This is a genomic window from Rubellimicrobium rubrum (genome assembly GCF_006152115.1).
Taxonomy (GTDB): domain Bacteria; phylum Pseudomonadota; class Alphaproteobacteria; order Rhodobacterales; family Rhodobacteraceae; genus Rubellimicrobium; species Rubellimicrobium rubrum.
The window spans coordinates 152,225-165,701 of record NZ_VDFU01000002.1; the positions used below are offsets into that span (position 1 = coordinate 152,225).

General features: G+C 70.3%; 11 protein-coding genes. 5 read left to right on the forward strand and 6 right to left on the reverse strand.

What is annotated here, in order from left to right:
• Positions 1-27: 27 nt before the first annotated feature.
• Complete coding sequence (gene denD / locus FHG66_RS02355) at positions 28-996, reverse strand: D-erythronate dehydrogenase (RefSeq protein ID WP_139075088.1); 969 nt, start codon at positions 994-996, stop codon at positions 28-30.
• 3 nt (positions 997-999) lie between these two features.
• A complete protein-coding gene (locus tag FHG66_RS02360; RefSeq protein ID WP_139075089.1) occupies positions 1,000-1,761 on the reverse strand; it encodes an SDR family oxidoreductase in 762 nt (253 codons plus the stop codon).
• Between the two features lie 192 nt (positions 1,762-1,953).
• On the opposite strand from FHG66_RS02360, the gene FHG66_RS02365 reads away from it, so the two are divergent.
• Positions 1,954-3,600, forward strand: coding sequence for a KpsE/RkpR family capsule polysaccharide export protein (locus FHG66_RS02365; RefSeq protein WP_139075090.1), 1,647 nt, complete (start codon positions 1,954-1,956; stop codon positions 3,598-3,600).
• A gap of 256 nt (positions 3,601-3,856) precedes the next feature.
• Positions 3,857-5,251: a M10 family metallopeptidase gene (locus FHG66_RS02370; RefSeq protein ID WP_139075091.1), complete on the forward strand. Its 1,395-nt coding sequence runs from the start codon at positions 3,857-3,859 to the stop codon at positions 5,249-5,251.
• Between the two features lie 62 nt (positions 5,252-5,313).
• Here the strand turns inward: FHG66_RS02370 and efp are convergent, their stop codons facing one another.
• Positions 5,314-5,880, reverse strand: coding sequence for an elongation factor P (gene efp, locus FHG66_RS02375; protein WP_139075092.1), 567 nt, complete (start codon positions 5,878-5,880; stop codon positions 5,314-5,316).
• Positions 5,881-6,017: 137 nt separating this feature from the next.
• Here efp and epmA point away from each other — a divergent pair, with 137 nt between their 5' ends.
• Complete coding sequence (epmA, locus tag FHG66_RS02380) at positions 6,018-7,052, forward strand: EF-P lysine aminoacylase EpmA (RefSeq protein ID WP_139075093.1); 1,035 nt, start codon at positions 6,018-6,020, stop codon at positions 7,050-7,052.
• Positions 7,053-7,094: 42 nt separating this feature from the next.
• Here the strand turns inward: epmA and FHG66_RS02385 are convergent, their stop codons facing one another.
• Positions 7,095-7,328 (reverse strand): hypothetical protein, encoded by a 234-nt coding sequence (locus tag FHG66_RS02385; RefSeq protein WP_139075094.1) that lies wholly within the window; start codon positions 7,326-7,328, stop codon positions 7,095-7,097.
• 705 nt (positions 7,329-8,033) lie between these two features.
• On the opposite strand from FHG66_RS02385, the gene ileS reads away from it, so the two are divergent.
• Both ileS and FHG66_RS02395 read left to right on the forward strand, forming a co-directional pair.
• A complete protein-coding gene (gene ileS, locus FHG66_RS02390; protein ID WP_139075214.1) occupies positions 8,034-11,036 on the forward strand; it encodes an isoleucine--tRNA ligase in 3,003 nt (1,000 codons plus the stop codon).
• 7 nt (positions 11,037-11,043) lie between these two features.
• Complete coding sequence (locus FHG66_RS02395; RefSeq protein WP_139075095.1) at positions 11,044-11,880, forward strand: DMT family transporter; 837 nt, start codon at positions 11,044-11,046, stop codon at positions 11,878-11,880.
• Positions 11,881-11,930: 50 nt separating this feature from the next.
• Here FHG66_RS02395 and FHG66_RS02400 read toward each other — a convergent pair whose 3' ends face one another.
• Positions 11,931-12,581: a hypothetical protein gene (locus FHG66_RS02400; protein ID WP_139075096.1), complete on the reverse strand. Its 651-nt coding sequence runs from the start codon at positions 12,579-12,581 to the stop codon at positions 11,931-11,933.
• A 183-nt stretch (positions 12,582-12,764) separates the two neighbouring features.
• Complete coding sequence (locus tag FHG66_RS02405) at positions 12,765-13,460, reverse strand: CDP-alcohol phosphatidyltransferase family protein (RefSeq protein WP_139075097.1); 696 nt, start codon at positions 13,458-13,460, stop codon at positions 12,765-12,767.
• Between the last annotated feature and the right edge of the window lie 17 nt (positions 13,461-13,477).

Sequence of the window (13,477 nt, forward strand, 5' to 3'; positions counted from 1 at the left end):
CGCGGCCCCTTGCGGGCGCTCCGGGGATCAGTTCGGTACGCGCCCGCCCAGCTCGTCCTCGATATGGACCTGCAGGATCTCGTCGAAGCTCCCTTCCGCCTCGAAGCCCAGGTCCCGGCCCCGCTTGGCCTCGAAGGCCTTGGCCCAGGTCTCGACGATGGCCCAGACGGCGGGGTCGGGCCGCTCCTCGATCAGGGCCACGGCCTTGTCGCCCGCCACCGCCCGCAGCGCCTCGATCTCTTCGCCGACGCTGACGGCCACCCCCGGCGGGATCACCGCCCGCCGCGCGCCCAGGGGCGCGGTGTCCATGGTCGCCGCATGGAGGATGAACCCCACCGCCGCCCGGGGGGAGGCCATCGTGTGCACCACGTCGCGCGGCACCGGCAGCACCGCGGGCAGCCCGACCAGCGGCTCCCGGATGATGCCCGAAAAGAACCCGCTCGCCGCCGCGTTGGGCTTGCCGGGACGCACGCAGATGGTCGGGAACCGGATCGACACCCCGTCGATCAGCCCCCGGCGCGACCAGTCGTTGATCAGCGCCTCTCCGATCAGCTTCTGCGTCCCATAGGAGGTCAGCGGCTGCGGCGCAAGGTCGTCGGGGATGACGTCCGGAAAGGGCCGCCCGAACACCGCCTCGGTCGAGGCATAGACCACCCGCGGCGCCAGGCCCGCCGCCCGGACGGCCTCCAGCAGCGCCCGCGTCCCATCGAGGTTGACCCGGTAGCCCAGGTCGAAGTTTCGCTCCGCCTCGCCCGATACGACCCCGGCCAGATGAACGATCAGGTCCGGCCGGTGCGCCACCAGCGCCTCGACCTCGCCCGGGGCCGACAGGTCGCTTTCCAGCGCCACCACCTTGGCCGAGCCAGCCTCGGGCCGCACCACGTCATGCAGGATCAGCGATTCGATGGGATGCACCCCCAGCCCGTCCTCGGCCAGCAGCCGCTGCACGAGCTTGCGCCCGATCATCCCGGCCGCGCCGGTCACAAGGATCCTCATGGATCAGCCCCTCCCCACCAGCGGCATCTTGCTCGCCATCACCGTCATCGTCAGAACGTTCGCCGAAAGCGGCAGCCCCGCCATGTAGAGAACCGCTCGCGCCACGTCCTCGGGGTCCATGGTGGCCTCGGGCCGGATGCTCCCGTCCGCCTGCGGCACGCCCACGGTCATGGGCCGCGCCATCTCGGTCAGGGCGTTGCCGATGTCGATCTGCCCGCAGGCGATGTCGAAGGGCCGTCCGTCCAGCGCCAGCGATTTGGTCAGCCCGGTGATGGCGTGCTTGGTCGCCGTATAGGCCACCGATCCGGGCCGGGGCGCCTGCGCGCTGACCGAGCCGTTGTTGATGATCCGCCCGCCCTGCGGGGACTGCCGCCGCATCTGCGCAAAGGCCGCGCGGGCGCACAGGAAGCTCCCCGTCAGGTTCACCGCCACCACGTCGAGCCATTCCCCGACCGGCGTCTCGTCGATGGTCGCGGCCTTGAAGCCCCGTCCGGCGTTGTTGAACAGCAGGTCCAGCCGCCCCCATTCCGCCACGACCCGCGCCACGGCCGATTCCACCTCGGCCGGGTCCGTCACGTCGCAGGGCAGCACGAGGCCCCCGCCGGCCTCGGCCACCGCTTCCTCCAGCAGCGCCGCGCGCCGTCCGAGGAACCCCACTCGCCAGCCGGCCCCCACCAGCGCCCGCGCCACTGCCCGTCCCACGCCCGTCCCCGCTCCGGTGACGATGGCGACCCCTGAATCCACGATCTTCCCCCTTGCGCCCATCCGGCCCCACCCGAACCTAGCCCGGCGCCAGCGCCGAAGCAGCCCCTTCCGGATCGCGCGTCCCCGGCAGGCCCGTGCCGTCTGGTCAACCTTGCCGGGCCCCTGTAATGATCCACACTGAATGCACCCCGATCCGACAGCGCGGCCGGTCCCATCCGGTCACACGGTCCCGTCGCAGCAGCCCAGGTTCCCATGACGCTACAAGGCCCAGCCGACACGCCTCCCCCCAGCGACGGCTCCACCCCGGCCAACCCCGAAGCCGCCCCGGCGGACGCCGCGACCCCGCCCCCGCCCGCCGCGGAACCCGCGCCGCCCAGCCGGGGCAAGAACGGTGCCCCTCCCGCCAAGGGCGAGCCCGGACCTGTCCTGTCGCTCGAGGCAAGGCGCGCCGGTCGCCCGCCGCAGCGCAACGGCGCAGGCGGGGGTGCCGGCGGCCCAGGTGCAGGCGCGCGCGCCGGTGCAGGCGGCGGCCCAGCGGTCGCGGCGCGTTCCCAACGGCAGCCCGCACCGGCCCGGCCTCCCGAGACCCGCCCTCCCGAGACTCGCCCGCGGGAGGACAGCCCCCCCGAGGCTCTGGCCGCCCCGCGCCCGTTTCCCGTCCCGGCGCCCCCGGCACGCGCGCGCGGGCGGCACTGGGCCGTTCTGGTCAGCTTCGTCCTGTGCGTGATCCTCCCGACCGCTCTGGCAGCCTGGTACCTGTGGGAGCGCGCCACGCCCCGCTACGGCTCCGAGGTCGGCTTTTCCGTCCGGACCGAGGAGATGGGCTCGCCTCTGGACCTCCTCGGCGGGGTCGCGGGGTTCGGCGGCTCCTCCTCCAAGGACACCGACATCCTTTACCGCTTCATCCAGTCCCAGGAGATCGTCGCCGCCGTGGACCGGCAGCTCGACCTGCGCGCCCTCTGGGCCAAGGGCGATCCGGCGCAGGATCCGATCTTCGCCTACCACGCCCCCGGCACGATCGAGGATCTCCACGATTACTGGGACCGGATGGTGGCCGTGTACAACGACACCAGCACGGGCCTCCTCGACGTCCAGGTGCAGGCCTTCGCGCCCGAGGACGCCCAGGCCATCGCCCAGGCGATCTACCTGGAATCGCAGGCCCTCATCAACCGCCTGTCCGACATCGCCGTCGCGGACACCACCCGCCTCGCCCGCCAGGAGCTGGACCTGTCGCTGGAGCGGCTCAAGACCGCGCGCGAGGCGCTGACCCGCTTCCGCAACGAAACCCAGATCGTCGATCCTTCGGTCTCGATCCAAAGTCAGATGGGCCTCCTGTCCTCCCTCGAGGCGCAGCTCGCCCAGACGCTGATCGACCTCGACCTGTTGCGCAACGGCGGGGCGCCGGACTCGGACCCCCGGGTGGAGCAGGCCCTCGCCCGCGTGCAGGTGATCCAGCGCCGCATGGAGGAGGAACGGGCCAAGCTCGGCCTGGGCCGCCCTGTCGCCGCGGGCCTTGCCGCCCCGGAAGGGCCCGCGCTCAGCTTCGGCGGCACGGATGACGCCCCCGAAACGGCTTCCGACGCAGCCCCCGAAGGCGGCGACGGGCTGGCCCCCCGCAACGGCGCGGCCTTCGCCGATCTGGTCGGCGAATACGAGCGCCTGATGGTGGACCAGCAGTTCGCGGAACAGACCTACGTGGCCGCCATGGCCAGCTATGATTCGGCCCTGGCCGAGGGACGGCAGCAGACCCGCTACTTGGCCGCCCATGTGGAGCCCACCTTGGCCGAGCGGTCGGACTATCCCCGGCGCTGGACGCTGGCCGGCCTGACCGCGCTGTTCGCCGTGCTCGCCTGGGGCTTGGTGACGCTGGGCGCCTATGCGCTGAGGGACCGCCGCTAAGCCGAGGAGCCCCTGTCCGGGGCTGGGGCGCGTCCCGGTTCCCTGCGCGGGGGCGCCCCCTTGCTCTGCCCGGCCCGAACGGCCATCGTGCAATCGAAGGTTGCCAGAGGCACCCCTGTCAGGGTGCCCGCTTTCGAGGGCCAGGCATGATCCGCGTCGCACGACCCGCCCAGCAACGCCGCCGGGACCATCCCGCCGGACAAGGCCGGTCGGCGCTCCATGGCCCTGACCCTTCCACCCCCGACCAGGAATCCCCATGCCCGCGCCTGCCACGCTTGACGACCTCGCCCGCTATCTCACCGATGGCTACTGGGGCAGCGCCATGGGCGACGGACTCGGCTGGCGCAGCTACGACGGCGGCTCCGGCACCACAGTCATCCGCGTGGACGTGTCGGGCCTGACCGACGCCGGTCGCCGTCTCGCCTGGGCCGCCATGGAAACCTGGGAGGCCGTGGCCGACATCGACCTCCGCGTCGCCACGACCAGCCATCCGGCGGACATCACCTTCGACGACGCCCAGCCCGGCGGCTGGGGCGGCGGGGGACTGGTCGATGGCCACCTCATCCTCGACAACGGCGTCAATGTGGGCCGCGACGTGCTGTCCTCGGGCACGACGATCGACAGCTACGCCTTCTACGTCAACGTCCACGAGATCGGCCACGCCCTGGGCCTCGGCCATCAGGGCCCCTACAACGAGAACGCCAACTACGCCCGGGACGCCATCTTCGGCAACGACTCCATGAGCCTGTCGGCCATGTCCTATTTCTGGCAGGGTGGCGACAATCCGACCGACCCCGCCACGTTCGCCTATACCATCACGCCGATGATGGTGGACATCATCGCCATCCAGAAACTCTATGGCGCGCCCGTCGGCGGGATGAGCGCCGGCAACACGGTCTGGGGCCGGGGCATGGACCCCGGCACCGTCCTGGGCCGCTTCTTTGCCGCCGCAGCGGGCGACGAGCCGAACGCAGCCCTCGTGCGCGGCGGCCCCTTCGCCATGACGATCTTCGACGAAGGGGGCCGCGACCGCCTGGACCTGAGCTTCGGGGCGCGCGACCAGCGGATCGACCTCCGGCCCGGCCAGTTCTCGGACTGGGCGGGGAACGTCCACAACCTCGCCATCGCGCGCGGCACGATCATCGAGGAGTACGTGGCCGGCTCGGGTGACGACAGGGTCGGCGGCAACGCGGCGAACAACCTCCTGCGCGGCCAGGCCGGGCAGGACAGCCTCTCGGGATCGGACGGCAACGACGTCCTGCACGGCGACGGTGGAGGCGACCGCCTCTTTGGGGGCACCGGCCAGGACCGCCTCCTGGGGGGCGCGGGGGACGACCGTCTCGAAGGGTCGGGCGGCGCGGACCGGCTCGATGGCGGGCAAGGCGCGGATCGGCTTTGGGGCGGCTCGGGGTCTGACATCTTCGTGCTGAAGAACGGCACCGGCCACGACGTCATCCGCGGCTTCACCGACAACGCGGACACGCTCTCGCTCGATGATGCGCTCTGGGGCGGGGGACGGACCGTCAAGCAGGTCCTGGCGGGGGCCGAGGCGACCGACGGCCACCTCGTCTTCCGCTGGGGCGACGACAGCCTGACCCTGTGGGGGGTGTCGCGCGCCGGAGCCTTGGCGGACGACCTCCTGATCGTCTGAGCCCGACCGTCGTAGAAACCGTCGTAGAATAGGCCCCGTCGCCGGGACGGGGCCCGATCGCCTCAGTCCTGGGCGCGGCCCTGGTACGAATTGTCCTCGGTGTTGATGACCACGCGGGTCCCCACGCCGATATGCGGCGGCACCATGACGCGGATGCCGCTCGCTGTCATCGCGGGCTTGTAGGACGACGAGGCCGTCTGGCCCTTCACCACCGGCTCGGTCTCGACGATCTCCACGGTGATCTTCTGGGGGTATTCGATCCCCACCGCGGCCCCCTCATAGGTCTTGAGGTAGACCCGCATGCCTTCCTGCAGGTACACCTTGTCGTCGCCGATCAGGTCGGGCGACACGGCGACCTGCTCGTAGGATTCGGGCTGCATGAAGTGGAAGCCTTCGCCGTCCTCGTACAGGAAGTCGTACTCCCGCTCGTCCACGTTCACCCGCTCGACCTGCTCGACGGTGCGCCAGCGCTCGGACACCTTCACGCCGTCCTGCAGGCGACGCAGGTCGGCCGAGGTCGTGGGCGTGCCCTTGCCGGGGTGGAAGTTCGAGACGGTCAGCACGACATGGAGCTTGCCGTCGATCTCGAGGACGTTGCCCTTGCGGAGCGAGGAGGCGATGACTTTCACGGATCAGGTCCCTGGATGACAATGGCGGCGGCCCCGCGCGGGCCCCACGACCCCCATGGTCATCGGAGCCCCGCCACCCGGGACGCATCGCGAGGGCCCCTAGCGCATCCCGTCCGTTTGCGCCAGAGGATCGCGCCATGACCGACCCCTGGTGGACCCCCGCGCGCCACGAAACGCGCCGCCCGCTTCTCCTCGCCCGCAACCGCCTCCAGGCCGCCCTGCGCGCCTGGTTCGCCGATCAGGACTTCCTTGAGGCCGACCCCTCCGGGCTCCAGACCTCTCCGGGCAACGAGGCGCATCTGCACGCCTTCACCGCTCAGGCCATCGGCAACGACGGCCAGCCCCGCACCCTTTATCTCCACACCTCGCCGGAATTCGCGCTGAAAAAGCTGCTCGCCGCAGGGGAAACCCGCCTGTTCAGCTTCTCCCATGTCTGGCGCAACCGCGAGCGTGGCCCCCTCCACCACCCCGAGTTCACGATGCTCGAATGGTACCGCGTGGGCGCCCCCTACGAGGCGCTGATGGAGGACTGCGCCGCGATCCTCCGCATGGCCGCCGAGGCCGCCGGGGCCGCGACCCTCCGCTTCCGCGACCGCACCTGCGACCCCTTCGCGCCGCCCGAACGCTTGTCCGTGGCCGAGGCCTTCGGGCGGCATGCGGGCATCGACCTCCTCGCCACGATCCGCCCCGACGGCAGCCCCGATGCCAGCGCCTTGCGCGCGCAGGCCCAGGCCGCCGGAGAGGCGACCTCTCCCGACGACACCTGGTCCGACATCCTGTCCAAGATCCTGACGACCCGCGTCGAGCCTCATCTGGGCCACGGCCGCCCCACGATCCTCGACCGCTTCCCCGCCGCCGAGGCCGCGCTGGCCCGCCGCGCGCCCGACGACCCCCGCGTGGCCGAGCGGTTCGAGTTGTACGCCTGCGGAGTGGAACTCGCGAACGGCTTCGGCGAACTCACCGACTCCGCCGAGCAGCGCCACAGGTTCGAGGCCGAGATGGCCGAGAAACAGCGCGTCTACGGCGAGACCTACCCGCTCGACGAGGATTTCCTCGCGGCCCTCGCCCACATGCCCCCAGCGTCGGGCATCGCGCTAGGCTTCGACCGGCTGGTCATGCTGGCGACCGGCGCCCCCCGCATCGACGAGGTGATCTGGGCGCCGGTTCCATAACGAACGCGCCCCGGCGGACCTCCCACCGGGGCACGCGGGGCCTCAGCGGTTCCCCGACTTGCGGGGAAGCTGCATGGGCCTGCCTTTGGGCCCCTTGGGGCCGCCGTTCCAGTGACCCAGCGTGGAGGGGTCAAAGCCCTTGGGCGGTGTGGCCTTGGGCAGGGACGGCAGCGGGCGTGTCAAATCGATCCGCCCCGGCTTCGGGTGGAATGCGGGCTTGTCGGTCATGGCTGTGCCTTCGTGCGAGAGAAGCGGGAAGGCGGGCGAGCGGGACATGCGGGCCCCGAACGCCCCCAGGCCGCCCATCACGGGGCGGCTAGCGCAGGCTGTCCATCGGCAGGGCACTCCTCGGGGGACGTGGGACGGGCCGCGATCCCGTCATGGGCGCGGCGGCGACTGGCCGTTCAGGCGATCAGGCGGGGTTGTCCACGACACGACACTCCTTGGCAGACGCCCCGAAGGATAGGGGCGGCCTGCCGCCTGTCAACTCCGCGCCGCGGGCGTTGCGCCCCGTCCCCCACCGCGCGCCGCCGCCACGCGCCCTCAACCCCGCGCTGCCATTCTGGTCCTGCCCTCCGCAGGACACCGCCCATGCCCCTCGATCTCGACGCGCCGCTCCCCTCGCCCCACCTACCCCGCCCGGCTGCGAAGCCGCCTCGCCCGCATGGGCCCTGCCGCGTCTCTGACCCGGTGCTCGAGGCGCGGGTCGCGCGGAACTGGATCATGCGCGAAACCTTCGAGCAGAGCGGATACCACTTCCCCGACCATCCGCGCCCCCGCGTGCCCCGTTATCTCCGCGCCCGCTACCCCGATCTGGCGGCCGAGGACGACGCGGCGGATGCGGCCCTTGCAGCGCAGCCTCCTGCCTTGCCGCCTCCTGCCGGGCCGATCCCCGCACCCGCGCCGGAACCGACCCCCTCTCCCGCTGGACCCCAGGCCCCTTCTCCCCTAAAGACCCTGCGATCCCAGGGAGAAGACCCGATGTCCCCCGATACCGTGACCGAAACGCCCGCACCGGACTACAAGTCCACGCTGAACCTGCCCGAGACCGCGTTCCCCATGCGCGCCGGGCTGCCCGAGCGCGAGCCGCAGTGGCTCGCCCGCTGGGCGCGGATCGGCATCTACGAGCGGCTGCGGGCCTCGGCGGCGGGACGCGCGCCCTTCATCCTGCACGACGGCCCTCCTTACGCGAACGGCAACCTCCATATCGGCCACGGGCTGAACAAGGTCCTCAAGGACATGGTGGTGCGGTCCCAGCAGATGATGGGCCGGGACGCGCGCTACATCCCCGGCTGGGACTGCCACGGCCTTCCCATCGAGTGGAAGATCGAGGAGCAGTACCGGTCCAAGGGCCTGAACAAGGACGACGTCTCGGTCGTCGACTTCCGGCAGGAGTGCCGGAAGTTCGCGGAGCATTGGGTGGAGATCCAGCGCGAGGAGTTCAAGCGCCTCGGCATCACCGGCAACTGGTCCGACCCCTACCTGACGATGGACTTCCACGCCGAGGCCGTCATCGCCGGGGAGTTCCAAAAGTTCCTGATGAACGGCAGCCTCTACCAGGGCTCGAAGCCCGTCATGTGGAGCCCCGTCGAAAAGACCGCCCTGGCCGAGGCCGAGGTGGAATACCAGGACGTGACCAGCCACCAGGTCTGGGTGCGGTTTCCGGTCGCCGCCGACGCCTCCCAGCCTCGGAAATCCTCCTACCGGGAGGACGGGACCACGCGGGTTCTGTTTGGTGCGGAACTGAACGCGCAGCTATCCGACGCGAGTGTCCTGATCTGGACGACAACTCCGTGGACCATCCCGCAGAACCGCGCAGTGGCTTTCGGCCCCTCCATCGCCTACGGCCTCTACCAGGCGAACCGCCCCGGGACGGACGACAAGCCCGCGACGAGCGAGACGGTGATCCTCGCCGACGCCCTCGCGGGTGCCGTCTTTGCGCATGCGAAGTTCGCCGAAGGCGACGTCCAGCGTCTCCGCGACGTGTCGGCCGAAGAGCTGTCGGCCCTCACCCTCGCCCACCCCTTCCGCGGGCTTGAGGGCGCGAACGGCGAGTGGGACTACGACGTCCCCGTCCTCCCCGGCGAGCACGTCACCGAGGACGCGGGCACCGGCTTCGTCCACACCGCGCCCTCGCACGGCGACGACGACTACCAGCTCGGCCTCCGCTATGGCCTGCCCATGACCTACAACGTCATGGAGGACGGCTCCTACCGCGCCGACCTGCCGCTCTTCGGCGGCCAGCACATCATCCAGCCCGACGGCAAGGAAGGCCCCGCCAACGTCTCCGTCATCAAGGCGCTGGCGGGCGCGGGCGGGCTCTTCGCGAAAGGAAAGCTCAAGCACAGCTACCCCCATAGCTGGCGCTCCAAGGCCCCGCTGATCTACCGCAACACGCCCCAGTGGTTCGCGGCGATCGACAAGCCCCTCTCGGACGGCAAGGGCGAATACGGCGACACCATCCGCAAGCGCGCCCTGACCTCCATCGAGGAGCTCGTGACCTTCACCCCCATCTCGGGCCGCAACCGCCTCCATTCGATGATGGAGGCGCGGCCCGACTGGGTGCTGTCGCGCCAGCGCGCCTGGGGCGTGCCGCTGACCTGCTTCGTCAAGCGCGGCGCCAAGCCGACCGACGCGGACTTCCTGCTACGCAATGAGGAGGTGAACGCCCGCATCGTCGCGGCGTTTGAGGCCGAGGGCGCGGACGCCTGGTACAAGGACGGCTCCAAGGAGCGACTCCTGGGCAACATCGTCAACCCGGACGACTACGAGCAGGTCTTCGACATCCTCGACGTCTGGTTCGACTCAGGGAGCACCCATGCCTTCGTCCTGCGCGACCGCGCGGACGGGAGCGAAGATGGCCTCGCCGACCTGTATCTGGAGGGCACCGACCAGCATCGCGGCTGGTTCCACTCCTCCATGCTCCAGGCCTGCGGCACTATCGGGCGCGCGCCCTACCGGGGCGTGCTGACCCATGGCTTCACGCTCGACGAGAAGGGCATGAAGATGTCCAAGTCGCTGGGCAACACCGTCGCGCCCGCACAGATCGTCAAGGACTACGGCGCGGACATCCTGCGGCTGTGGGTCGCGCAGACCGACTTCACCGTGGACCAGCGCATCGGGCCCGAGATCCTCAAGGGCACCGCCGACAGCTACCGCCGCCTCCGCAACACCATGCGGTTCCTGCTGGGGAGCCTTGGCGACGTGACCGAGGCCGACCGGGTCGAGCCCGCCCAGATGCCCGAGCTGGAGCGCTGGGTGCTCCACCGCCTGGCCGAACTGGATGAGGTCGTCCGCACCGGCTACGCCGCCTACGACTTCCAGGGCGTGTTCCAGGCGCTGTTCAACTTTGCCACCGTGGACCTGTCGGCCTTCTACTTCGACATCCGCAAGGACACCCTCTACTGCGACGGCGACACGGAGCGTCGCCGGGCCGCGCGGACGGTGCTCGTGCATCTGTTCGACCGCCTGACCACCTGGCTCGCCCCCATCCTGACCTTCACCATGGAGGAGGTCTGGCTGGAGCGTCACCCGGGCGAGGACTCCTCGGTCCACCTCCAGGACTTCCCCACCACGCCCTCCGACTGGCGCGACGAGGCTCTGGACACCAAGTGGCAGGCCATCCGCGCCGCCCGCCGTGTCGTGACCGGCGCGCTGGAGAAGCAGCGGACGGCCAAGGTCATCGGGGCTTCGCTGGAGGCCGCGCCGACGGTGTTCGTCTCCGACGCGCTCGCGCAGGCGCTGCGGGGGGTGGCCTTCGAGGACCTGTCCATCACCTCGGGCATCGTGGTCACGACCGATGCGGCCCCGGAAGGCGCGTTCCGGCTGCCGGACGTGCCGGAGGTGGCGGTGGTCTTCGCCCTGGCCGAGGGCGAGAAGTGCCAGCGCTGCTGGAAGATCCTTCCTGACGTGGGGACGCACCCGCATCCGCATGTCTGCGCCCGCTGCGACGCGGCCCTGGCCGGGCTGAACGTTCCGGCCTGACACGCCCATGACCACGGGCCTTCTGGCGGCGGTGCTCTTCGCCGCCTTTCTTCACGCGGCCTGGAACGCCGTGGTGAAGGTCGGCACCTCCAAGATCGGGGCGATGCTGGTGGTCAGCGTCGCCGAGATCGTCATCGGGGTGCTGGTGGTCCTGTTCCGGCCCGCGATCGACCCGGCGGCCTGGCCTTGGGTCATCGCGGCCTCCTGCACGCACCTCGCCTACAAGTCGTTCCTGACCTTTGCCTATGAGCGGGGCGACCTGAGCCGGGTCTATCCCATCGCGCGGGGCGCGGCCCCGATGGTCGTGGCGCTGGTCGGCGCGGCGACGCTGCCCGACGCGGTGACGGGGCACGAATACGCGGGCATCTTCGTGCTGGGACTGGGCATCCTGCTCATGGCGCGGGGGGTGTTCACCTCTCGGGAGGATCGGAGGCTCCTGCCCTTTGCGCTGGGCTCGGCGGCGGCGACGGCGACCTATACGATGATCGACGGGCTGGGGGCGCGGGTGTCTGGAGAGCCCGTGGGCTATGTCGGCTGGATCTTCATCGGCGGGGGGGCGCTGTTCTCGGCCGCCATGCTGCTTTGGAAGGGCTTGGGCATCGTGCCGCGCCGCCCGCGTGACTGGGCGCTGGGCACGGCAGGCTCGGTGGCGTCCTACGGGGCCTATGGCGTGTCGATCTGGGCCATGACGCTGGCGCCCATAGCGGTGGTCGCCGCGCTGCGCGAGACCTCGATCCTGTTCGCGGTGCTGATCGGCTGGCTGGTGTTCCGCGAACGGATGGACCGGGCCAAATGGGCCGCGGTGGGGCTGATCGTGGCGGGCGTGGTGCTCACCCGGCTGTAGGGGGCCCGGGGCGCGCGGAGATCCCGACCCCAGCGCACCCCAGGGCGGCGTCAGAACGCGAAACCGACCGCGAGTTGCACATACGGGATGACGTCGAGCTTTTCGGCAAGGTCACGGATATCCGCGGTCTCCTCGTCGAGGTCGGCCTGCGTCACGTCGGGGTTGTCGGTCAGGGCGGTGACGTCGAAGCCGCCTGCGAAGATCCCGCCCGCGGCCACCGAATAGGTCATCGCCCCAGAGATGCGGCCAGTGTAGCCCGCGGCCAGGGCCGGGCTCACGTCGCGCGTCTGGGCGAATGAGACCGACACGTCGGCTTCGAGGTGGTCGAACTCAATGGCGTTGCCGGTGAAGGCCGCGGCGTAGTCGGTCTTGAACACCCCGGCCGAGACATGGAACCCGCCCGCATAGGGGTAATAGTCAGCCAGCAGGCCGACGCCGCCCAAGTCGAGCGTGCCGTCATAGCTGTCGCCGTCGCTCTCCTCGTCGAAGTCGAAGGACGCAGCGCCGATGGGCAGGCGCAGGCCGAAGCGGTCGTTCAGGCGCACCGTCGGCTCGAGCGTGGGGCCAAGGCTCGAGACCCCGAGGTTGACGCCATAGCGCAGGCTGCCCGGATCGATGGACAACGGCGATCCCGTCAGGTCGGCTGCGACGGCCGACCCGCAGGACAAGGCGGCGAGGAGGGCAAGGTGAGGCAGCTTCACTGGTGACTCCTTTCGAAACACCCACACTCTTGCCAGAGGAGAGTTACGAAAAGACTGACTCGCGCAGTGCGGGTGTCGGACAGGAGGATGCTGTGGCAGACGGAGTTCATTCTGGGTCTTGATTGATCCGGGGTCGTGGCGGCGGCCCCGACCGTCCGGCCCCCGAGGCCGGCGTTCCTCGCCTCAGCCTTCCTTGCCGTAGACGAGTTGCTGCATCGCTCCGGCGCCCAGGAGGTACAAGGACGTGATCGTCAGGCCCCATTGCGCCCAGGACTCGGGGTGGAAGCTGACCCAGGCGGCCCAGCCCGCGAATACGACCCACAGGAGCGCCATGGGCAGGGTCACGGCACGCCAACGCTCGGTTCGGACGGGGTGCACGAACTTGACGGGGAGGAACATGGCGACGGCCAGGATCGTCACCAGCACCACGATGACCCAGAAGTTGGGCTGCCAGGCGAACAGCGCGAGGACCACCATGTTCCAGCAGCCCGGGAAGCCGGAAAAGCTGTTGTCCTTGGTCTTCATCCGGGTGTCGGAGAAGTAGAGCGCCGAGGTGAAGGTGATGATGATGATGCCGAACCAGCCGGTCCAGCCGTCCATCAACCCCGACCGGAACAGCGCATAGGCCGGCACGAAGACATAGGTCAGGTAGTCGATCACGAGGTCCATGAGCACCCCGTCGAAGACCGGGGCGTTCTTCTTGACGTCGTAGCGGCGGGCCAGCGGCCCGTCGATCCCGTCCACGAACAGCGCCACGACGAGCCACAGGAACATCATGTTCCAATCCTCTTGCACGGCTTCGAGCATGGCGAGGATCGCCCAAACGGCCCCGGTGGCGGTCAGGAGGTGAACGGCAAGAGCTTTTTGGGCGGCGGTCATGCGGCCCTGATGCCGCA